This window comes from Nostoc sp. CALU 546 (genome assembly GCF_048836525.1).
The window spans coordinates 1-23,052 of sequence record NZ_JAWJTF010000004.1 but is presented as its reverse complement, the minus strand read 5'-3'; the positions used below and the strand labels follow the sequence as shown (position 1 = coordinate 23,052).

Here is a 23,052-nt window from a genome sequence, read left to right as displayed (position 1 = left end):
AGAGCGGGGAAAAAGCAAGGGAGGCAAGGGGAGAAGAATTAACAACCAATGCTCAAATTTCAAAACTTTAAAATCCGATACTGTTGAGCAATGTAATAAAACAAACGATAGTACTCTGGAAATTCTTGGCTCTTGCTTCGTCCCTGCCAATAGTATTTCACTTGACTTTGAGTTAGTGTCAGTGTCATTGAACCTACTCGCTGATCAACTTCTACAACCATTACCCCTGATACTCCTTGGGCTGTTTGAAAGTTGGATTTTAGCTTTTTTCCGGTCTCTTGATCATTTGGTAGATACTGACTTGCCCATCCCCGAATTTCCACGGTGTTATCCTGTGGTGAAATAAACGCAATTCCATCATCATTTGTTGGGACTGCTAAAGAAGTCCAGTTACTCGGATATGGAAATTCAAAGCCATAACGGGAGTTGCTATAAGTTTTCCAGGCGATCGCTCCGGCGTTAAAATCATTGGCAGTACAACCCCACAGGATTATTAACAGGGCAATGACTCCGCTAACACTGGCTGCAAACCGATAAATTATTCGCCCCAAACTACAGGTTTTATTAGCAGTCGCCATTTACATTACACATTTTGTCAAAGTCACTGATTTTATAGAAATACCAGAAACTCAGATATTGCACCATTCTCAATCAGCCAACTAGTAGTCTGCCACAACATTAGATTTGTAGTCAGCGATAAATTGCTCAATTTCAAGGGTTAGAGCCACTGACTACGAACCACAACCCATCAAGTTTTCTGCTGCATACAGTTGATGATGGCTATTTATAAATAGCATCTCAGTCGAGAATGTAAATGAATGTAACAAAATTAGCGTCAAAACGCTTTACTGTCTTGACAACTAATAAAAGAACCTATAACTTGATATACATACCCGGGTAAGACCGTTAAAGAGTTATATGCAAACGCAAACTAAGCAAAAGGTCACTTTGTATTTATCGCCAGAGTTGCACAAGAAACTGAAGATTCGTTCAGCAGTCGATTCCGAACCAATGTCAGAGCTTGCCGAACGTGCCCTCGTTTTTTACCTATCTAATTCAGAATTGGTTGACGAGGCGGAAGATTCTTCTTATGGGCGGACTCATAGAGTTTATTCATGCCCAACTTGTGATAGTTCACTAATTTTACGTGATGGGGAACTGGTTGCTTTGGGCAATCAACCAGGATTAGTTGGTCAAGAGCATCTTTCCATTGATGAGATGGATGAAGATGAAACCCATCCCAAAGGTGAGGAAGAGTTAGTTCCTTGCTAAATAAATAGGAATTATGAATTATTCATTCATGATTCGGTTGTCTTTACCAGAAGCAATGTCTCTACTGTCTCTATAAGGTCTCAAGTAGGTCGAAGTATGAAAGAAGAGCTCAATATCCTAATTCAAGCTCAATACCCTTTAATCTACCTTGTGACCTCCGAGGAAGAGAGGGCCGAGCAAGCAATTTCCACAATCGCCCAGTTGTTAAAGCCCCAGCGCCGAGTATTTATTTGGACAGTAACACACGGGATTGTGGAGTATGGTCAACCCCGGAATGTTACTCAACATAATACCGTGTCTCCAGAGGCGGCGATTGAGTGGATTATCCGCCAGAAAGAACCAAGTATATTTATTCTTAAAGATTTACATCCCTTTATAGATGCGCCTGCAACTAACAGATCGTTACGTGATGCGATCGCTAGTTTCAAAGGTATGCAGAAGAACATCGTTTTGATGTCTCCGATGCAACAAGTGCCTATAGAACTGGAAAAGGAAGTTGTCGTTCTCGACTTTACTTTGCCAGATATGGTTGAGTTGAATAAAGTACTAACTCACCATATAGAGCAAAATCGTGGTCGGCGGCTGACAACAGAAGCCAGAGAAAAACTTCTCAGAGCCGCTTTAGGTCTAACTAAAGACGAAGCTGAAAAAGTCTACCGTAAGGCACAGGTAACTACAGGGCGTTTGACGGAAGATGAAGTAGATATTGTTTTATCTGAGAAAAAGCAACTAATTCGCCGCAATGGGATCTTAGAATACATCGAAGAAGATGAAACCATTGATGCTGTAGGTGGCTTAGAAGAGTTAAAGAGATGGCTCAAGCAACGCTCTAACGCTTTCACAGAAAGAGCGAGAGAGTATGGTTTGCCTCAACCAAAGGGGATGTTAATTCTAGGGGTTCCTGGTTGCGGTAAGTCATTAATTGCCAAAACTACTTCCCGGCTGTGGGGTTTACCACTGTTGCGGTTGGATATGGGGCGAGTCTACGACGGCTCAATGGTGGGACGAAGTGAGGCAAATCTGCGAAACGCCCTGAAAACAGCAGAATCTATTTCTCCAGCGATTTTGTTTATCGATGAATTAGATAAATCCTTTGCTGGTAGTGGAGGTTCCTCCGATTCTGATGGCGGGACTTCAAGTAGAATCTTCGGCTCTTTCCTCACATGGATGCAAGATAAGAAGTCACCAGTGTTTGTCATGGCAACCGCCAACCGAGTAGAACGCTTACCTGGCGAGTTTTTGAGGAAAGGACGCTTTGATGAAATTTTCTTTGTGGATCTGCCAACGCCAGAAGAGCGGCAGGATATTTTTAATATCCACCTGACCAAACGCCGTGAAGACATCTCTCGATTCGATCTTGAGCAACTAGCTAAGATGTCTGATGGCTTTTCTGGGGCAGAAGTTGAGCAAGCGATCGTTGCGGCAATGTATGAAGCTTTTGCCCAAGATCGGGAGTTCACCCAACTAGATATTATTGCTGCACTGAAGGCAACATTGCCGCTGTCTCGAACGATGCAAGAACAAGTAACGGCTCTGAGAGATTGGGCCAGACAGCGTGCACGCCCCGCAGCATCCTCCGTTGCTGAATATCAGCGAATGGAGTTTTAAAAGCTTTCCTCTGCCATCCCAGGGGGAAAGGCTAGCTGAAAATGCTAGCAGTTATAAGAAAAGCCGCATCCTAATTAAGCGCGGCTTCGCCCAAAACAAACCGTTGTCGTTTTTCTCAATCTTCTCATTGGAGGAAACCCAAATGTCTCACTTTAGCACCCTGCGTACCAAGATCACCGATGCCGAAATCCTCAAAGCTTCTTTGCGCGACCTCGGTATCAGCGTAAAGACTGAAGCTGATGTCCGTGGTTATAACGGTCAGCGTGTCCGTTCTGACATCGTTGCCGTGTTGGAAGGCGAATATGACCTCGGCTGGTCTCGCAATAGCGATGGTTCTTTTGACCTAATCGCTGACTTGTGGGGCGTTGCTAAGAAGCACAACCAAACCGAGTTGATCAACTCAATCAACCAAAAGTATGCCGTTAACAAAACTTTGGCTGAAGTAAAACAGCGCGGTCTGCAAAACGCCAATGTGAAGTTGGTATTGCAATAACAATTTCTCTGCGCGTTCCCAAAGCTGCACGGGTTAACCATATAAATAGCGGTTAGCCCGCTTTTTTATCGGGACTGAGATGTATTTCTCAGTCCCGATTTTTTTTCAAAAAATATTAGTTTATGGTCTAAATTATTTTGTATTAAAAGTAAAAAAAGGTTTTCATCTTAGAATGCTATAAAAACTTAATTTTATGGTATTCTTATTTCTAAAGATATGCTATGTAGTTTATTTCACATTTAGATAAATAAAAATTATATGTTATCTAATAATCAAGAGCTTATAGGAAGAACACTTAATCAGCACTACCGTATTCAAGAAAAAATCTCATCTGGAGGATTTGGTTGCACATATAAGGCAGTTGATAAATACGAACAAAAAATAGTTGTAGTTAAGTGGTTGCATAAAATTGATTCACGCCGAGCCAAAGAATTATTTCAGCAAGAAGCGAAAATTCTCAAGAATTTGGGTGATCATCCTCAAATTCCTACCTTAATTGATTATTTTGAAGAAGATCAACAATATTATTTAGTACAAGAGTTTATTGATGGAAGTACTATAGAAAATGAAGTGCAAGCAATAGCTCGTAATAAGCTAATCGGCATTTAAGCTGCATAATATAAATGCAGAGTCGATTGAAAAAAGTATGCCACCACCAGCCAAAAACTTTTTAATTTTAGAACAAGTTACTCAGCTACAGCAGGCTCTTAAGGAGAGCGAACTACCGCACGTAAGGGAAAGAATTTTAATTATTCTGCTCCAAAACGATGGCAAAACACAACAAGAAATTTCTAGATTTCTAGGTTGTTCGCCCAGAACTGTTGCTTATTGGTGTATGCATGGAGATCCAGATAACCTTGAAGGACTAGGAACACCAAGGTCACTTGAGAACTGTTGCTTATTGGTGTATGCATGGAGATCCAGATAACCTAGAAAGTTTACATAATAAACGAGAGTATGAGCATAACCGAAAAGCCACGCCTGAATATATTGAACTGTTATTAAAAACAGTTGATAGAGAACCATCAGATTTGGGTTATGAATTTGGTCGATGGACAGCAGAAAGATTAGCAACATATTTAACAGAACAAACAGGAGTTGATTTAAGTAGTTCTCAAGTTAGGAGGATATTAAAGCGAAAAAAGTATAGTTATATTTGGGCTAAGTATGATTTAGAAGATAAACAAGATCCTCTAATTAGAGCAGAATTCCAAGAGAAGCTTGCCCAATATTTGACAATAGCAAGAGAGCAACCAGAGCGTATGCAGGTATGGAAATGGGCGTGAGAGCGGTTTCAGTTTACGTGTAATTCGCCGTAAAAATTGGGGTAAGCGAGGAAAACGCAAAAATCTTACAGGGCAACGTCGGCGTGGTCGGGTCAATGTTATGGGAGGAATCCGAGAAGGAGATCGGAAACGGGTATGTTTTTTTATTAAAAAAGGTGAGGGAGATATCTTTTATGAGCAATTACAGCAACTAAATAAATTAATTAAAGAAGAGTGGATAAGCTCTGGATTCAGCAACGATGATTTTCAGAATATTGGCCCCAAGATTATTTTAATTTTAGATAATGCTAGTTTCCATAAACGTAAGGACATTCTCGTTAAAATCGCCCAGGAACTCCCTAATTTCGTATTAGAGTTTTTGCCTGCATATAGTCCTGATTACAACATCATCGAATTAGTCTGGTATTCATGTAAGGAATACATTGCTCATCGTCTATTTCAATCAGTAGATGAGTTAAAGTCTTTACTCGATAGGCTATTGAACCAGGGTGAGCTAGTCATTAAGTGGCATCGAAATATAAAAACAAGGGCAATAGTGCCTATGTTGCAATTTAAATGCCGATTAGCTTAGAAATTTACAAGAAAAAGAACAAAAAATATTTCAATTATTAAAAGAAATTTTAGAAGTTTTGGAATTTGTCCATGACCAAAACAATGAAAATAGACAGAGTGAACCCATCATACACAGAGACATTAAACCAGCTAATATCATGAGGAGAAGTCAAGATGGCAAGATTGTGCTAATTGATTTTGGTGCAGTTAAAGAAATTATTAATAATAATAGTGGAACTCCAACAGCAATGATTGGCACTCCTGGTTATATGCCGCCTGAGCAAATCGAAGGTCAACCAAGACGTTCTAGTGATATTTTTGCAGTAGGCATGATTGGATTTCAAGCTTTAACAGGTGAAAATCCTTGGAGTTATTATATTTTTCCTGAAAAACCTGAAGATAAAGTGCAAGACAATTTCCCACGATACTCTGATACAGGAAAAATTAACTGGGAAACATTTAGATTTGAAACTAATTTTAGGAGGAAAAATTTAGCAAATATTATAGATAAAATGACGTATTTGGATACTAAGAAACGATATCAAACTGCTAACGAAGTCATAAAAGATTTGAATTTTTTGCTAGCCCCTGATCTGCCAGAAAATTATGTAGATAGAAAGTATCAAGCATTAAAATGCTATCTGGAAGAAAAAAACTTTAGAGAAGCAGACAGAGAAACAGTAAGACTTATACTTAAATCAGTTGGTAGAGAACAAGATGGTTCTATTAGAATAGAAGACATAGATCACATTTCTTCTGAAGTTTTAAGTACAATTAATAAACTATGGCAGAGACATAGTGATGGTAAGTTTGGCTTTAGTACACAATATGAAATATGGTGTGAAATTAAAAGAAATTTGGAAGATATCCAAGGAATAAATGAAGAAAAAATATATGAAAAATTTATAAAATGGGTAGGCTGGGATATTAGAATACTCTTTGATTCTTTAGCACCTAATAAAATTAAATTCGGAATTGATGCTCCTATAGGCCATCTACCAATTGGAATAGTAGGTATTAATCCGTTGACTTTGCTGAAAAGGTATTTACAAGGCTTTGGATTAAAAAAGACTATCGCCTTTATCAGAAGATTTGAAAGGGAATTCGATTAAAGAAGAATATCGCCTTTTTCAAAAATCTTTATAAAAACATAAAATATAGACTTGAATATATACACTTTAATAAAGTAGAGTCAGAATGGATATTCATTGATGTATATTTTTGATATTACTCAGTTTACTAACTTTTAGAAATTTCATGAGTTCTTCATCAGATGCAATAAAAGCAGGCCACAGCGCTGGTTCTACAATCAGCGGAATTGCCTCCGGTAGTATAGCTGTTGGAAATTCAATACAAATTGGAGATTCTTTACAGGACATTGAAAACAAAAATGAATTAATCCAGGTAAGTGTTCCCGTAGAAGTGGCTAGAGTCTTGAAGTGGCTTGCTGATAACCAAAAGATTACTCCTGAATTAGCACTCCAAAAAGCTATTGCAACAGAGGCTTATATTTATGACATTACCAAAATTCAAGGAGGACAAATACTTCTTAAAACTAAAGATAACACTATAGGAGAAATCACATTTAAATAAATTAATAGCTCTTCATTAATTGGTATGCTAAATTAATCCGCTAAAAATCTGAAAGTATTGTCTAACAGCAAAAATAGGCTTCATTTTTTTAATAAACGGAGGTTTCTTATAATCGAAACTTTATAAACTTAATTTTTTGAATGTGAACTTTTGAAGTTTAACTTATACTTTGACATATTAGCTAATAAAGAACCAAATTAATAAAGGAATGTTAAGAGTGACTAATGATCAAATCCTAAAAAATCTTCCGAAGCCGGAAGAAGTAGAATCTTTAACAAAAAGTCATATTACATTAAAGCAATTTGACATAAACCATCTTATTCCAGAAATAAAGGATACAAATCTTCAAATTAAACAAATTCCAGTAAAACAAGAAGAAACAAGAACTAAACTTGCTTTATATTTAGTTTATACATTAATAGGAACATTATTCTTAAGTTTTGTTTTGACGGGAATTGCAGCATTTACTCCAGATAAGGAAGACAGAAATTATTTTAAAGATTTAATAACCCTAGTAATTACATCACAAACTGGATTAATAGGAACGGTATTAGGTTTTTATTTTGGAGCTAAAAATAACGAAAAATAAATATTATCATATCAATAAATTAGAAAAAAACATACACCTTACCAAACTTAATTTCAATCCAAAAGAAACCCACGTAGTAATAGATGAAGGCACAGTCTTTTAGTGTCCTTTCTGATGAACAAGTCTTAGTGCTGACCGAACTGCAAATGGAATTAGAACAGGATACTCGGTTGAGCGAAATGCTCGATCGCCAACAATCAGGTACTCTTAGTGAAGGCGATCGCTCAGAGTTACAAACCCTGATGCAGGTGTATCAAGAAGGACTTTTAAGAAAAGCCACTGCGTTAAGCGAAGCTGTCAAACGTGGGTTGATTGAACCCTTAAGCTAGTGAGTCAGATTCCTGAAAAAGTCCGGACGCAGATACGCATACGGGCGAATCACCAGTGTGGTTATTGCCTTAGTCTCCAAAAGTATGTTCTGGGAGTTTTAGAAATTTGAACACATCATTCCCAAAGCAGCAGGTGGTACTGATGATGAGGAGAATCTATGGCTTGCCTGTAGGTTATGCAATGCCTACAAAGGTATTCAGACCTATGCTAAAGATCCCGTAACGAGCCGTAAAGTCAAACTCTTCAATCCTCGTCAACAAAAATGGTCACGTCATTTCACTTGGGCAAACAACGGCACTCAGATTACAGGTTTGACTGTCTGTGGTCGTGCAACCGTATTAGCGTTTGCAACTGAATAATCCTTATGCTGTAACTGTCAGGCAAGCTTGGGTGTCTGCTGGCTGGCATCCACCAACTGAAATTTGAGCAAAATTACAGGAAAAGTAAACGTTAGCCCGCTTTTTTATGATTTCAAATCTTCACGCCATGTAAAAATAATTTGCTCCTCAGCTTGCCTAAATTCAATATTAAATTTATCAAATACAACTTCTCGCCCTAAAAGCAATTGTTCTCCGCCTGTATTGGTTTGTAACCATGCTACAGGAGTAATAAAGTTGTGTTCATCAATTGTCATTTCGACATTACGTAAAACATACTCAACTCTGCCACCTATAGTTTCTGCCAACAAAGTTGATTCGGAATCAGCTAAAGCATAGCCTAAATCTTGACCAAGTTTTAATGAAATTAAACTTAATTCAGCACCAGAATCTACTAACATTGTTGTATTAGATTCTATATCTCCGTGTTTTAAAATAACACTATAATTGGGTTGCCAATCATGGCGAGCGATGCTACGGAAGCGAATTGGTAAAATTTCTATAGAAGCAGTGCGACGGGGAACTAGGTAAATTAAAAAAGGCTGTTTTGCAGCATTAGCTAATGCTAAAACTTCGCGTAAGTTCTCGCTTTGAGCAATTATTCCATTCGCATTGTAAGCAATATATTGATTTTTATACAAATCTAATAGCATCTGGCGGTTACGATTCAACCACTTGAGTATTTCATCTCTTTCTCTTTTAGAGGGAGTTGTGTTCATATATTTAATTTTGTCTGTGGATGTGGAATATCTCTAGCACTATTTTAATTGTCTGGTGCAAGAGGTGAGCTACCAAACCTGACTTAAATCTAAATCTAAAATAAACCCACCACTAGAACTAAAACCCTTCATGTGTATCATTTTGCTTGTTTCGGGTAATGTGTCGTGTGCGATCGCAGAAGATCCACTTTTGTACACTTATTTTCATGAAAGTCTTTTTCCATAAAGTGTTTTCGGTAATTGATATCTATGCTGATTCAATTTTTGTTTTCAGCGTGCGGGTAGTTGGTTCTATTCCCAAGACTGCGGTGTATGCTGGGATAAAGAGCGATATCTACGACGGGCTATGCCTACGCATTATTTAGCTAACTCTCCTAATTAGTGGTGGATTAGCAGGTTTAGCTGGTGTCTGCGAAGTCCTTGACCCTATTGGTTAACTACTATTTGAGGAGATTCAATGTGTCCAGTCGTAAATTATCTTTGTTACTTAAATTAGTAATCATTACATTGCTTACTGGTGCTAGTAGTTTAGGTATCAGTTTGCTTTTAGCTACAAGCGGATTTGAGAATCTGTTGGGAATTATAAAGCCAAAAAGCGAGAGTAGTAAAGCTAGTCAGAACAAGCTGATAAGTGCATCCGCACAGAATATCAGCCCAGCTACATACCAGATGAATCAAGTGCCAAAGGCATTTCAGGGAACAATCATTTATCAAGCAAAACTCAAAGGAAATGAGAAAGTTATCGCCCTAACTTTTGATGATGGGCCCAGCCCCAAAAATACGGCGCAGATTTTAGAAATTTTGAAGAAAAATGATGTCAAGGCAACGTTCTTCATGCTCGGACAAATGGTGAAATATTTTCCCCAAGTTGCGAAGCAAGTGGCTGCTGATGGTCACGTAATTGGTAACCACACATGGCATCATTGGTATTTTCAAATGGATGGGGCTACTGCGGCTAGTGAAATTGATCGCACAGCAGACATCATCTACAAGACTACAGGAGAGAAAACTACTCTGTTTCGCCCCCCTGGTGGCTTTCTGAATAATGGACTAGCCCAATATGCCAAAAACGAGAAGTACGCTGTCATAATGTGGTCTGAAGAGTCGGGAGATGCTAGACTTCGTTCGCCTCAAGTAGCAATGCTGGTTAAAAATGTGCTGAAATATGCTAAACCTGGTGCAATTGTACTGATGCATGATGGGGGCGGAAACCGTTCCAAATCTGTTAAGGCTTTACCAGAAATGATCGCAGGTTTGAAGGCTCAAGGCTATCGATTTGTGACGATTCCCCGACTTTTGGAAATGCAAGCCGAAGAACAAAACCTGCTGGAGGTAGCTTCACCTACAGTTACAAAGGATGAACATCCAAACCATCAGCTGAATCATTAGTGATAAAGACAATGCAACCTCCATCTTTTCAACCCATTACACAACGTCCATTATTAAAATTGCCGAATAATGCCAGAGTTGCTGTGTGGGTGGTGATGAATGTAGAACATTTTACTTTTGGCAAACTAGGAACAGCAATTCAACCTCATTTAAATAGTCACCCAGAAATTGCTAACTATGGTTGGCGAGACTATGGAAATCGCGTTGGTATTTGGCGTTTGTTTGAACTATTTGATGAATTAAAAATTCCGGTAACAGCCGCAGTTAACGGCGATATTTGTACATTTTATCCTGAAATTATGGCAGCTATACAGCAATATAGCTGGGAAGTGATGGCGCATGGCATTAATAATTCCACTGGACATAGTAGCATAGATCGAGAAACAGAAATAGATATAATTGATAGAACTCTAATTTTGCTCCGTCAAGCTACTGGTAAAACTCCTAAAGGTTGGTTAACACCAGGATTTTCGATTACCGAGTCAACTTTTGAATTACTGCATTCAGCCGGAATTGTTTATACCGCTGATTGGGTAAACGATGACCAACCTTATTGGTATCCATTACCCAATGGTCGCTTGTTGGCAATTCCTTACACTATCGAAGCAAATGACATTAGCTTGTGTTTGAGTAACCGCTTTTCTGGTGTAGAATTTGCCCAAGCAATAACAGACCAATTTGACCAACTCTGGCAAGATGGAGAATCTGAAGGACGAGTAATGGCGATTGGCTTGCATCCATTTATTGTTGGTCAACCACTGCGATTAAAATATTTAAAACAATGTTTACTACATATTAAAAATAAACCTGATACTTGGCTAACGACAGGTGAAGGTATTTACAATTGGATAAATCAATCACAATGAAATTATGACTATTTCACAAACCCAAATTCTAAAAATACCTGTAATTGAAGCTAACACAGAAAACGTCAAACCCTATGGACATCTCTTAGGCGATGATGTCAGCAAACCCGGATTAGGAATTCCCTTTTATCAAGAAAGGGTACTAGAAGGCGAAAATATTGACTTTACCTATCGGGGAACAGCAACCTTCAGAACAGCCAAGATTATGCCAGGATATCCGCCGATTGTCTGGCTAGAACGCCATATACACATGACCCAAATGTTTATCGGTTTGGGACAATCACCATTTATTATGGTCTTAGCGTCGCCTAATCACGATAATGGCGAAACATTGCCAGACTTAAATCAAGTGAAAGCGCTACGGTTTCCTCCTGGCTATGGACTATTGCTGCATATTGGTACTTGGCATGATTTTCCCATAGCTTGCGATCGCTCCGTTATCATCCTCACGGCAAATTCTGATGAAGTTGTCACCGCCTTGAGTCAAATGCAGACACCAGACGAGATGAATCAAGGCGATGTTTATAAGATTTCCCTACCAAAAAGATTAGGTTATACAATTCAGCTAGATATTTGAAAAACCTCTCCGCTACTCTGCGTTTAAATAAAAGATGGATTTGCCAAACGTCGAAACTTATTTAAATCCTGATAATATTCAAACTATCACCAATTGGGGTGAAGATTGGGCTTGGTTAGCGGGTGGAACATGGCTATTTTCTGAACCACAACCACATCTGAAAGCGCTGGTAGATATTCAGCATTTGGGATGGTCAGAGATTGAAGTTAAAGAAAATTATTTAATTATTGGTGCGACTTGTCCATTAATTAAATTATTAGAATATCCTTGGTTAGCGGAATGGACAGCAGTCGAGGGATTAAAAAGTGCGGTTGCTTCATTAGCAGCATCATTAAAAATAATTAATGTGGCGACGGTGGGAGGCAATATTTGTCTGGCTTTATCAGTGGGAACCTTAGCACCATTAATGGTGGCGTTAGATGCAAGTTACGAAATTTGGAATATCAAAGGAGAGTCGCATCAAGTTGCAGCAAAAGATTTTCAACTTGGTTTTAAATCCACAATTTTGCAATCAGGAGAAATATTAAGGCGAGTTTTAATTCCGCTATCTAATTTAAAATGGAAAGTTAATTATCAACGCTTTGGTATTGCTACAAGTGACCCAGCTTTAGCAATAGTTGTCAGTGCTAGAAATCATCAACAGGTGCGCTGTGTTATTGGTGCTAGTGTTGCTGCACCTGAACTGCTGGAATTAGACGATATGGAGACGCAAGATTTCGCGTTTTTACAAAAGGTAAATTTTATTGAAGATGCCAAGGCGAGTGCAATTTATCGCCGAGAATTGACGGCAGTTTTAATCAAGCGATCGCTATCAGCTTTATTATGCCAGAACAGTTAAAATTTAAAGTTAATCATCAGTCTTATACAGAAAATTGTCACCCTGGAACTAGCCTTTTAAGTTTATTACGTCAATTAGGCTGGTTTGGTGTTCATCGTGTTTGCGATTCTGGCGATTGTGGTGCTTGCACAGTTTGGGTAAATGATACACCTATCCATAGTTGCATTTATCCGGCAATGCGAATTAAAAATCAATCGGTAACTACTATAGAAGGACTTTCCCAGAATGGTGAACTTGCGCCGATGCAGCAAGCATTTCTGGTAGCACAAGGTTTTCAATGTGGTTTCTGCACACCTGGGATGATTATGAGTGCAGCAAAGTTACCCGAATTATCAGAGGATGAACTGCGTTTAGCTTTAAAAGGCAACCTCTGTCGCTGTACTGGATATCAAGCGATTATTGACAGTATTCGACTTTCTCAAAACTCACCACTCCCGACTCCCGACTCCCGACTCCCCACTCCCCACTCAGTAGGAGAAAGCATTCCCAAACAAGATGGTACAGCCATTGTCACCGGGAAAGCGTCCTATACAGGAGATATTTCACCACCTGGATTATTACATCTTAAAGTATTGCGATCGCCTCATCCCCACGCCCGTATCTGCAAAATTGACACCCAGGAAGCCAAAGCACTCCCCGGTGTTGTTGCCATTTTCACCCACGAAGATGTACCCAGAATACCTTATACCACCGCTGGACACGCTGAACCAGTACCCGATCCGTTAGATCATTACCTATTAGATAATAAAGTAAGATTTGTAGGCGATCGCGTTGCAGCTGTAGTTGCAGAATCAGTAACTATTGCCGAACAAGCTTGTCAATTAATTGCCGTCGATTATGAAATATTACCCCATGTCATCGACCCAACACAGGCAATGAATGATAGCGGTGTTGTGATTCATGATGAACCAGAATCATCACAAATTCCTGATAGAAATCGCAATATCGCTGGACATATATTTCTCGAATCTGGTGATTTAGAACAGGGGTTTTCTGAAGCAGATTTAATTGTCGAGAACACTTACAAACTACCAGCAGTACAACACGTCCACCTCGAACCGCATATAACTATTAGTTGGCTAGAATCAGATGGTAATCTAGTTGTGCGTTCCAGTACTCAAGTCCCATTTCATTGTCAGCGGTTACTCTCACAAATTTTCAACTTTCCTCAAGATAAAATCCGCGTTTATAAAGCACAACTTGGCGGTGGATTTGGCAACAAACAAGAAATTTTATCAGAAGACCTCTGTGTTTTAGCAACCCTCCGCACAGGTAAACCCGTGCAGTGGGAATTTACCAGAAAAGAGGAATTTATTGCCACAAATAGCCGCCATGCTATGACAATTAAAATTAAAAGTGGTGTCAAGGCAGATGGTACAATTATTGCCCAAGATATGGAAATAATTGGTAACACTGGTGCTTATGGTAATCATGGACAGACAGTAGTATTTTTATCAGGTTATATCCCTCTAGGTTTATATCGTTGTCCAAATAAAAGATTGCGGGGTTTTGCCGTTTATACAAATACAATGCCAGCGGGTGCATTTCGCGGTTATGGTGCAACTCAAGGCACTTTTGCAATGGAAAGCCAAATCGATGAAATTGCTCATAAGCTCAATATTGACCCTATAGAAGTGCGTTTGAAAAATCTCATTCGTCCGGGAGATGTAATTAATTTAGGGAAGTCTGAAGACCACTTTAACTTAATTGGTAGTTACGCAGTTCTCGAATGTTGGGAAAAAGTTACCCAGTCACTTGGTTACGTTCCTGGTACACCACCAAGTGTAGAAGATTCTCGCCACCGTGGTGTCGGATTCGCTGTTTCTATGCAGGGTAGTGGATTATCTAAAATTCATCTTGCCAAAGTCAAATTGTCACTTTTAGCTGATGGCAAATATGAATTAAGAACTGGTTCTGTAGATGTTGGGACTGGTTCAGATACTACATTGCGGCAAATAGCAGCAGAAGTTTTAGGCGTGAGTGTTGGAGATATCAATATTATTTCTGGAGATACTCAACGCACACCTTTTGATGCTGGTTCTTATGCTTCTGCGACAATTTATATTTCTGGACAAGCAGTTAAATTAGCGGCGGAAAAATTACGGGAGAGATTAGAAAATGAACCGCAGAAGCGTGGAGATAACAGAGAAGAATTAAGTGAAGAGGTAACTTATGCAGCAGATGAATCAACTTTAACTTTCGCTGTTCAAGGTGTGGAAGTAGAAGTTGATATAGAAACTGGTAAAATTCAAGTTTTACGATGTGTGCAAGCTATTGATTTAGGTAAAGCAATTAATCCGCGAATTTGTCACGGACAAGCAATGGGGGGAATAGCAATGGGAATTGGCTATGCTTTAAGTGAAGAACTATTATTTGATCAACAAGGATGTATTTTAAACCCCACATTACGAGAATATCGCATCCCCACAGCGGCAGATATGCCACCAATAGAAGTAATTTTAGTAGAACAAGCCGACCCCCACGGTCCTTATGGCGCTAAAGGAGTTGGGGAAATCACCACCAATTGTACAGCGCCAGCGATCGCAAATGCAATTCGCGCTGCGATCGCTACAGATTGTAGACTATACGAACTTCCCATAACACCCGAAAGAGTTTGGCAAAAACTAAACAACTTTTAAACTGAAACTCTTTTCTTCCTTTGTGTCCTTTGCGGTTCGTCATCATCAATGCTTGACTTCTACCAACAACTAGCAAAAACCTTAAAAAAAAGCCCTGTAGTTTTAGCTACTGTCACCAGCATCAAAGGTTCCACACCCAGAGAAGTAGGCGCGAAAATGTTCATTAGCGCCGATGCTAAAACATTTGGAACAATTGGCGGTGGTGCTGGAGAAGCAAAAGTTTATCAGCAAGCTTTGCAAGTACTGCAAACAGGTAAAAAACAATTTGTAGAAATTGATTTATCTGGCGCACCGCAAAGAGAAACTCAAGGCGTTTGTGGTGGCACAATGCAAGTATTATTAGAGTTATGGTCAGGCAGTGAAAGCTTGAATTTAGTTAATCAGATTATAGATACTTTAATATCTGGGCGTTCTGGAACAATTATCACGCCCTTGAGTACAGATGAAAAACCTTACTTACTACTAGAAACAGAGATAATTGCATCTTTACACACCACAGCATTAATTGAACCTTTGCTAGCACCACCAATATTATTGATTATTGGTGCAGGACATATTGCTGTTTCTCTAACGCAGGTTGCAAAAATAGCAGGTTTTCAAGTTATTGTACAAGACGATCGCTCAGAGTTTGCCACAAAAGAAAGATTTCCTGATGCGTCGCGGGTGTTAGCAGAACCTATCACGTCAATTCAAGAGATATTAGAGAACAATACTAATTTATATATCGCTTTAGTTACTAGAGGTTATCTTCAAGATTTAGCCGTTTTACGCTTGCTACGTAAGTATCCAGTAAAATATATCGGTATGGTTGGTAGCAATAAACGAGTCACCACTGTGTACAAAATCCTGCAAAATGAAGGTTACGAACCGGAATTTCTACATCAAATATATGCACCAATTGGTTTAGATATTGGTGCTTTAACGCCAGAGGAAATTGCAGTTAGTATCTGTGCTGAGTTAATTAAAGTTCGTCGTGGTGGTTCTGGGACTTCTTTATCTGAAAAAATTTAAGTCTGGATGCTTATAGCGCAATACAGTTCAGAATGAGCAACAAAACACTTGTAGAGACGGCGATTCATCGCGTCTTCAAAGGCAAATTATCTACACTAGTAACCTTAACTGAACCGTATTGGACTATAGCGCTTCTCAGTTGAGTTTAATACAAACGTAATACCATTTCACTTTAGTAATGATACAAATACGTGGGTAAGGGTAAAGCACATTGCTCATTCTTCAGATGACTTTAGCTATGAGAGAATGGCACTAAAAAAAGATACAGCCCTTGTTCTGACTGGTTCCCAGGCTCCAGGCTGGGAATCCATTCTGGGAGGCTCCGCCTCCAGTAGCTTGAATTGAGGCAGAGCCTCTTTTAAATACATTCCCAGCCTGGAGGCTGGGAACGAGACGACACAAGCTTTTGGGTTTTTCTTAGTGCCATTCAGCTATGAGACAGGGATTTACAATCCCTGGCGGACGTGCGGTTTCGCGTTAAGTTGTTTACCCCTACGAAAAATCTATATGTATCAAGATTTTCGTGAAATGGTATAACTCCTAGCCCGTTCCCTACAATGGCTACGGTGTACACACAAGTATCTTGACTGACAATGCCAATGCAGTCAGCTAAAATCGAGTTTCATACTCAACTAAGAATCGGTTTTCATCTCCCAAATTACTTGAGCCTCGCATCAGAATTTCATCATTGACTCGATACAGAACGTTGTAAAGGAAAGATTCATTAGTAGAAAGAGGACGTGATAAAGAAAGAGATACGTTTCTATTGATGTCAAACACACCTTCTGCTGATAAATTAAGAATTGAAACTCTTGATGCTTCGTTAGTAGATGGAGTAGGAAATATCCGAAATTCACTGAAACCAACAGCCTGTCCGATCGCAGTGATTGTTCCTTGTAAACCACCTAAAATGGTAGAACTAGCGAAATTAGTCAGTCCTTGGGTTGCATTTGTTTGACCGAAAGAATTTAGAATCGAGCCACCCAACAGAGCAACTATTTCTCCTCGACTACGATTCGGTTCACTCGTCAGTTCTAGATTGTCGCCCAATCTACTAGCTGGCCCGTCTACCCTGGCTTGAACGCGAACGCTACGTAAAGTCCCAAAGTTGTTTACAGAAACATCACTAATTTCAGCAGATAATGGTGATTCCAAAATTCGACTGTTCCTTGCTGATGCTTCCGGGACAATTGCAATCAGTCGGACATCCAGATTTGGGTCAAGTCCTTGACTGGGAATAAACTGCGCGGTGTGGTCGAAGCCCCGCGCTAAGGTAAACTCAGTGGAAAATATGCTCAGTCGTCCTCCTGTCAAGCGAATGACTCCTTCAGGAAGCGGCTTGGCTAATGTTCCATTAATGGTCAAGTCGCCTCTTGCGTCAAAGCTTAATATCGGCTGACTAAAAGCGGCTCCTCCTGGTACAAAGTCGAGTAGAGACTGACTGGTAACACGAACATCGTCGTCTAAAGTCAATTTTAAATCTGCAAACTCTATAGGTAAATTGGGTGGAGTTACTGCGTTAGCGGTACTTTCTGGTGTAGCTACTGGTTCAGCGCTATTCTCTGGTGTAGGTTTGAGGTTAGGGTTAACCTCTTCTCTATTTATGACGTTAGTATTAGCCTCTGCTGTCGCTGCTGCTGTTTTCTCAGCAGTAGCCGAACTTCCAATAATTACCTGACCATCACTCAGTCGAATATCTCCACCAATTACAGGTTTTAACGCTGTTCCGCGAATTACGATATCGCCGCCGACACCGCCTTCATACAGTCCGGCAATTTCAAAGTCGAGTTTGTCTGCTATTGAGACTGTGAGAGGATTTGCTGCTTGCTGAGGATCAAAAATCGGCAGGATGCCTGATACATTTATTTGCCCTTCGTTGTAAGTACCTTGGATACTTTCAACATTCACGGTATTACCATTAAATTGGGCTGTTCCTGTGACATTTGTTAAGGGTTCAGATAAAGCTTCAGCGCGAAAAGTTGCATTATTAAGTGTGGCATTGCCGTTAATAATCGGTTCTTCTAAAGTACCTTGAACATTTAAATCTACTTGTCCTTGACCGTCTACCCAAGCGACTTGATTATTAGTAAACAGGTTTAACAATGCCAATCCTTCATTGTTCACATTGGCGTTGATGCTGATTTGATTGCTATCTGGTTGCACTTCGGCAAAAGGTAACGGAGCAGGTACGCTACCTGTAATGGCAACTGGCTGGGTTCCTGTCACTAATAAGGTACTATCAAAATTCAAACGAGCATTGTTGTAATCAAAGTTAACTTGTCCTGTTTGCACAGGTTGTTTGTTAAGAGTCGCATTTGTCAACGTCACTTCCCCTTTAACACTAGGGTCTTGTAAACTACCTGCTAATGTGGCATCAGCATTTACATTACCAGTGATATCTATGGGGTATTGTTCGATGAAAGGCTCTAAAAGTGATAAAGGTAAACTTGCTACATTCAAGTTTCCAGAAAGTTGCTCAGTTCCTAACTGTCCCGAAAACGCCACTAATCCTTGATTGATTCCAACACTTAAGGGCGAAAGTGTGACGATACCATCGGCAAAACTGCCTTGAGCAACGACTTGATTAATGGAATAATCTCCCCATTGCCAGTTAGCACCTTGAAAATTAAAGCCGACGTTCAATCCAGATTTTAATGAGCCACTAGCTGTAATTGCTCCGCTCAAAGCACCTGTTAATTCTGCAAGGGTGGGCAAAGATGGGGTTTCTTGTCTCTCTTCTTGCCGTTCTTTTGCTATGGATGCTGTAATTTTTGAGAAATATGCTAACTGTGTTTTCAAATCTGCATCGGGCAAACTGATAGACTCGGTGTTAAGTGCCTCTGCTCCAGCTAAGGTTGGAGGCTCTAACCCGGTACCAAAGTCTTGAAAGTCGAAGATATTGAATGCTTGTAAAAGTCTCTCAATTCTGGTTTGACCAAAATTAGCTTGGAATTGAAATTGCGGGTCATTCCCTGTTTGCACATTTCCACTGAGGGCGATGTTGCTATCTCCAATCCGTAATTGACCATTAGCCAAGCTAGCAGTACCATCAGCATAATTAATGCTGCCGCGAAATTCATCTGCTGCTACTCTGGCAACACGAGGCGCTGCGATCGCAACGTCTCCCGCAATGGCATAATTATTCAGATTAACAATCAAGTTCCCCGATAGTTGCCCCCCCAATGGTTGCAATTGATTGTTGGGTAAAAAGCCGCCAATCAAAGCGATGGGAAACTGTTGGGCGTTGATGAACAAGTTATCTCCCTCAGTTCTACCTGTGGTGATAGCTTCATCGCGCTGAACTAAAAATGAAGTTGGACGATAATCTGCACCCAGGTTCAACGCTATCCTATCTTGCTGCCCAGCTAATCGCAGACTTGCCCCCTGTCCCCCTTGAAAATTCACGTTTCCGGTTAACAGTGGGTCAAACGCCAAGTTACTTACCTGGAAATTCCGCAGCCGGATATTGCCATTAGCTTGCGGCACATCTGGAGTCCCTGTAACTTGTCCTTTAAAATCGAGTAACCCTACTATGGCTACGTCACCAGGAACTTCAAAGCCAGTATTTTGTAAGTTGAAATTCTGCGCCAGTACATTTAAATTAAATCCGGCAATTTCCGGTGCGCCAGTTGGTGGAAACTGAATAGCGATCGCACCATTAGCACTCAATCCTGGGGTACTTGCGTTTTCAACTATAATCTGCTGCCCATTCCATTGAAATTGAGCGGTGAGCGGTTTTGCCAGCAGCGCTACTCCTTGGGAAAGGCGGATTTGTCCGGCGGCGCGAATATCTGCAAGCTGGAAAGATTCTGTTGTCCCTGCTAACTGAATGTTGCTATTCAGCCGTCCTCGCAGTTCTGGTGAGAAACGGTTGAGTTGAATTTGAGAAGTGTTGACAACTCCTTGCCAACGTTGTTGTGCCAGTTGACCTCTAGCTCTGACTGTCCCCCCTGCGACATTCAAAACTGCATCTGGCAAAAGGATATTTTCTCCTTGTTGAGCAATAACAACACGTCCGGTAGTGGGATAGGTGGCGGTAGGTGCTTGCACCTGCGCTACTGCTTGTAATTTGCTCAGAGTGCCGGAAATATTGGTATTTGCGGATACATTGCCAATGGTGATGCCGGGTGAAGAATTGTACGCTCGTGCGATCGCATCTCCTGGTAAATTTTGTGCTTGGACATTCAACGCCACCCTACCTTGGGGTGCAAGTTGAAGTTGACCGCTAGCCGTTATTTGCCCTCCCACCTCTGGATTTGCCTGAACACGAGCAACATTCACGTTTAAGGGTTTACCCAGAGAACCAGAAACTCTAGCGTTCGCAGATATACCACCAATATTGAGCGGGGTTGAAATATTGTAACCTTGAGCGATCGCATTTCCTGGTATACCTTGAGCTTGAATATTTACGCCTACCTGACCTTGGGGAGCGAGTTGAATTTGACCGTTGGCTGTGATTTGTCCCCCGACTGGTGGCGTAACTTGAACGTTGGAAATATTAAGGTTCAAGGGCTGTTTGCTCAGTGAGCCAGAGATTTGTGCTTTTGCTGAAACATTGCCAACTGCGATCGGTAGAGTTACGCCATAGCTGCGTGCTAATATATCCCCTGATATACCATCAGCTTGAGCGTTAAACATTACCTCATCTTTGGCTCCCAGTAAAGCTTCACCGCCGCCTGTAATTTGACCACCGGCTGCGGGGACAATATTCAGATTTGAAACAGCAAGTTGAGATCCAGTTTCAGAAACATTCAAGCGGAAATCAGTGTTGATAGTTTTAAATTGAATGCGGTCAACTTGAATCGGTTTGGTGTTGCTTACTTTACCGCTCAGGACTGGTTTTTGAAGTGCGCCTAGTACTTGAATATTTGCTTGAATTTCCCCATTAGCCGGAACTGTCGAATTTACATTCAGCGTATCTAAGATATTTTTTGCACTAACAGGCTTTATTTGAACAGAGACATTAAAACCTGTCTGAGTATTAATTGTTCCATTAGCAAAAAGGGGAACTTTACCAATGTTCGTACTCAGATTATCTAAAGTGACAGTCTGACCTTGAAATATAAATCTCCCATTAAAATTAGAAACCTGCTGAGGAATATTTGGAATTTTAGCAGTGACTTGATTAGCGCTAGCTGTTCCTGTAACGGCTATTTCTGACAGCTTGGGTGGAATCTGAACTCCTAAATCAGCATTTAAATTCCCTCCTTGCAGCACAATAGGTAACTGAATTAAACGACTGATATCAGATGCTTTGAAATTTTGTGTTTGCAGTTGGAGGTTAGTTTGTTGAGCTTTTAATTGTGTTTCGCCAACAATTTTAACAGCCCCTCCCCTAGTGAGTTGAGCATTGATGTCATAACCAATTCTTTGATTTTGCTCTGAAAATCGGGCAACACCACCAACTTGATCTAATATTACCGAGCCTTTCGGTTTAGTTGGTGCGGCGAATGGCATCAACTCGACATCGCCATCTTGAATTTGAAGCGTCTGCAACTCAATTTGAATAAAACCTTCTCCTTCCCCCGCCTTAATTTGAGTTGTCACCCAACTATCATCTTTTTCCTGTTGGATGTAGACATTAGGTTGAACTAACGTGACATTTAATCCTAGTTTTCGGGTAAAAAGAACTTGCAACGGCGAAAACTGAACCTCCAAGCCTTTTACAACCACCTGATCTGAATCAGTGGGAGTTGCTGGTATTGATAGAGAGCTAAATCTTAGACTAGAAAGCGAAAAACGTTCAACATTCCCAACTTTTACCGGACGCCCAAGCAATTCTTGAAGATTTTGCTCCACTAATGGCGCTAAATCTTTATATACATAACTTCTAGCCCACCAAGCACCAACTGCAATTCCAACCAGCAAAACCCCACCCACAGCCAAACTGGTACGTCCTAAAAGCAGGAGCCACACACGACGATTAGATGGTTCCTGATTGTTTCCTGAATTGGGAGATGGCGTCATGATTGTTACCAGTACCAGTACTTTTTCTGGAGTGAGGCTAGAGACAGTTGTATTGACTAGTCACAAGCTATGTTTTCACAAAATTAGAACTTAAGCAAGAACTTTGTGGCAAGTTGTTTCTATTTTCCATTAGATTCTATGCCGACGAGATGGGCTGCAAAGCTATCTATATAATTTGGCGTAATTATTGAATATATTTTGAGTCATATTTTGTCATCAAATATTAATTTTGTTGGTTTTCAATTTCAGAAAACCTTGCTGAAATTAGGAGAAGTATTTAGAAGTTACTAAATCTGGGCAGTATTTTAAGGTGATTCTATATTTATTTAAATTGAAGATATATTTTTTAAATAAAATAATTTCCTGAATAAATTAGGTAATGTTTTATTATTAAATTACTTTGAGATAACTCCTGTATATACAACCCTGGTTATAGAAATTAATCTTTGTAGAATCTAACTTAGTATAGATGACGATGGTAAGTAATTTTAGAGAATGTTTGAAAAGTCCTCTTGTTGGTATCAAAAATTTCAGATCCCCCTAAATCCCCCTTTTTAAAGAGGATTTAGGGGGATCTCCAACGATTTTGGGTTTGCACAGAGATGTGTGTATACCGTAGCCTTACAAAACAGGGAGTAGGGAGTAGGGAGTAGGGATAGAAAAACATTAAAAACTTTAGTTGTGGGTATAAAGCCGACTAAATAAAAAGATTTGTGCTCTTATTGCTTGCAACGAGGCATAATGCGTCCAAATTTTCAATCCCACGCCTGGTTGGCGTGGGTTCCCTACCATTGGTGTCAACTTAACGCGAAACCACACGTCCGCCAGGGATTGTAAATCCCTGTCTCATAGCTAAAGTCATCTGAAGATGACTAGATATCCCCAAAAATATTCAGTCTACTTCAGTAGACTTGAGCAATTAGTCAGGGATTTACAATCCCTGGCT

Annotated in this window: 20 protein-coding genes and 1 pseudogene; 17 read left to right on the top strand and 4 right to left on the bottom strand. The window is 40.1% G+C overall.

From position 1 onward, the window contains the following. Nucleotides 1–59: 59 nt before the first annotated feature. A complete protein-coding gene (locus tag RRG12_RS03005) occupies nucleotides 60–578 on the bottom strand; it encodes a hypothetical protein (protein ID WP_420758300.1) in 519 nt (172 codons plus the stop codon). Between the two features lie 340 nt (nucleotides 579–918). Between RRG12_RS03005 and RRG12_RS03000 the strand changes: the two genes are divergently transcribed. The 10 genes and pseudogenes from RRG12_RS03000 (at nucleotide 919) to RRG12_RS02955 (ending at nucleotide 8,082) form a co-directional block, all read left to right on the top strand. Further along, a complete protein-coding gene (locus RRG12_RS03000; protein ID WP_069074699.1) occupies nucleotides 919–1,272 on the top strand; it encodes a hypothetical protein in 354 nt (117 codons plus the stop codon). A gap of 96 nt (nucleotides 1,273–1,368) precedes the next feature. Continuing rightward, nucleotides 1,369–2,880, top strand: coding sequence for an AAA family ATPase (locus RRG12_RS02995; RefSeq protein WP_069074698.1), 1,512 nt, complete (start codon nucleotides 1,369–1,371; stop codon nucleotides 2,878–2,880). A 142-nt stretch (nucleotides 2,881–3,022) separates the two neighbouring features. Beyond that, nucleotides 3,023–3,373: a DUF1257 domain-containing protein gene (locus RRG12_RS02990; protein WP_015136553.1), complete on the top strand. Its 351-nt coding sequence runs from the start codon at nucleotides 3,023–3,025 to the stop codon at nucleotides 3,371–3,373. A gap of 258 nt (nucleotides 3,374–3,631) precedes the next feature. Continuing rightward, nucleotides 3,632–3,982, top strand: a complete 351-nt coding sequence (locus RRG12_RS02985; RefSeq protein ID WP_420758299.1) for a protein kinase domain-containing protein — start codon at nucleotides 3,632–3,634, stop codon at nucleotides 3,980–3,982. Between the two features lie 37 nt (nucleotides 3,983–4,019). Continuing rightward, nucleotides 4,020–5,214: pseudogene (locus RRG12_RS02980) on the top strand (IS630 family transposase). Between the two features lie 41 nt (nucleotides 5,215–5,255). Next, entirely contained in the window at nucleotides 5,256–6,323 is a 1,068-nt protein-coding gene (locus RRG12_RS02975) for a GUN4 domain-containing protein (protein WP_420758392.1), read from the top strand. Nucleotides 6,324–6,468: 145 nt separating this feature from the next. Next, entirely contained in the window at nucleotides 6,469–6,804 is a 336-nt protein-coding gene (locus tag RRG12_RS02970) for a hypothetical protein (protein WP_420758298.1), read from the top strand. Between the two features lie 217 nt (nucleotides 6,805–7,021). After that, entirely contained in the window at nucleotides 7,022–7,393 is a 372-nt protein-coding gene (locus RRG12_RS02965; protein WP_420758297.1) for a hypothetical protein, read from the top strand. Between the two features lie 83 nt (nucleotides 7,394–7,476). After that, a complete protein-coding gene (locus RRG12_RS02960; protein WP_420758296.1) occupies nucleotides 7,477–7,722 on the top strand; it encodes a hypothetical protein in 246 nt (81 codons plus the stop codon). A gap of 114 nt (nucleotides 7,723–7,836) precedes the next feature. Further along, the gene (locus RRG12_RS02955; protein ID WP_420758391.1) at nucleotides 7,837–8,082 is read left to right on the top strand and encodes an HNH endonuclease; all 246 of its coding nucleotides are present in this window, start codon (nucleotides 7,837–7,839) and stop codon (nucleotides 8,080–8,082) included. A gap of 104 nt (nucleotides 8,083–8,186) precedes the next feature. Here the strand turns inward: RRG12_RS02955 and RRG12_RS02950 are convergent, their stop codons facing one another. Further along, nucleotides 8,187–8,819: a retropepsin-like domain-containing protein gene (locus RRG12_RS02950; protein WP_420758295.1), complete on the bottom strand. Its 633-nt coding sequence runs from the start codon at nucleotides 8,817–8,819 to the stop codon at nucleotides 8,187–8,189. A 69-nt stretch (nucleotides 8,820–8,888) separates the two neighbouring features. Continuing rightward, nucleotides 8,889–9,017, bottom strand: coding sequence for a hypothetical protein (locus RRG12_RS02945; protein WP_420758294.1), 129 nt, complete (start codon nucleotides 9,015–9,017; stop codon nucleotides 8,889–8,891). An 8-nt stretch (nucleotides 9,018–9,025) separates the two neighbouring features. Here RRG12_RS02945 and RRG12_RS02940 point away from each other — a divergent pair, with 8 nt between their 5' ends. From RRG12_RS02940 to RRG12_RS02910, 7 genes are all read left to right on the top strand, one after another. Further along, nucleotides 9,026–9,184: a hypothetical protein gene (locus RRG12_RS02940; RefSeq protein WP_420758293.1), complete on the top strand. Its 159-nt coding sequence runs from the start codon at nucleotides 9,026–9,028 to the stop codon at nucleotides 9,182–9,184. A 94-nt stretch (nucleotides 9,185–9,278) separates the two neighbouring features. Then, complete coding sequence (locus RRG12_RS02935; protein WP_420758292.1) at nucleotides 9,279–10,208, top strand: polysaccharide deacetylase family protein; 930 nt, start codon at nucleotides 9,279–9,281, stop codon at nucleotides 10,206–10,208. 11 nt (nucleotides 10,209–10,219) lie between these two features. Then, a complete protein-coding gene (locus RRG12_RS02930; RefSeq protein ID WP_420758291.1) occupies nucleotides 10,220–11,074 on the top strand; it encodes a polysaccharide deacetylase family protein in 855 nt (284 codons plus the stop codon). A gap of 4 nt (nucleotides 11,075–11,078) precedes the next feature. Then, nucleotides 11,079–11,651 (top strand): ureidoglycolate lyase, encoded by a 573-nt coding sequence (locus tag RRG12_RS02925; RefSeq protein ID WP_420758290.1) that lies wholly within the window; start codon nucleotides 11,079–11,081, stop codon nucleotides 11,649–11,651. Between the two features lie 34 nt (nucleotides 11,652–11,685). After that, a complete protein-coding gene (locus tag RRG12_RS02920; protein ID WP_420758289.1) occupies nucleotides 11,686–12,489 on the top strand; it encodes an FAD binding domain-containing protein in 804 nt (267 codons plus the stop codon). Then, on the top strand, nucleotides 12,474–15,128 hold the full coding sequence (locus RRG12_RS02915) for a molybdopterin-dependent oxidoreductase (protein ID WP_420758288.1): 2,655 nt from the start codon (nucleotides 12,474–12,476) through the stop codon (nucleotides 15,126–15,128). Before RRG12_RS02920 ends, RRG12_RS02915 begins: the two co-directional genes overlap by 16 nt. A gap of 48 nt (nucleotides 15,129–15,176) precedes the next feature. Then, a complete protein-coding gene (locus RRG12_RS02910) occupies nucleotides 15,177–16,139 on the top strand; it encodes an XdhC family protein (protein WP_420758287.1) in 963 nt (320 codons plus the stop codon). 609 nt (nucleotides 16,140–16,748) lie between these two features. On the opposite strand, the gene RRG12_RS02905 is transcribed toward RRG12_RS02910, so the two are convergent. Then, nucleotides 16,749–22,106 carry a translocation/assembly module TamB domain-containing protein gene (locus tag RRG12_RS02905; protein WP_420758286.1) on the bottom strand — a complete coding sequence of 1,786 codons (5,358 nt, stop codon included), beginning with the start codon at nucleotides 22,104–22,106 and terminating at the stop codon, nucleotides 16,749–16,751. Nucleotides 22,107–23,052: the final 946 nt, after the last annotated feature.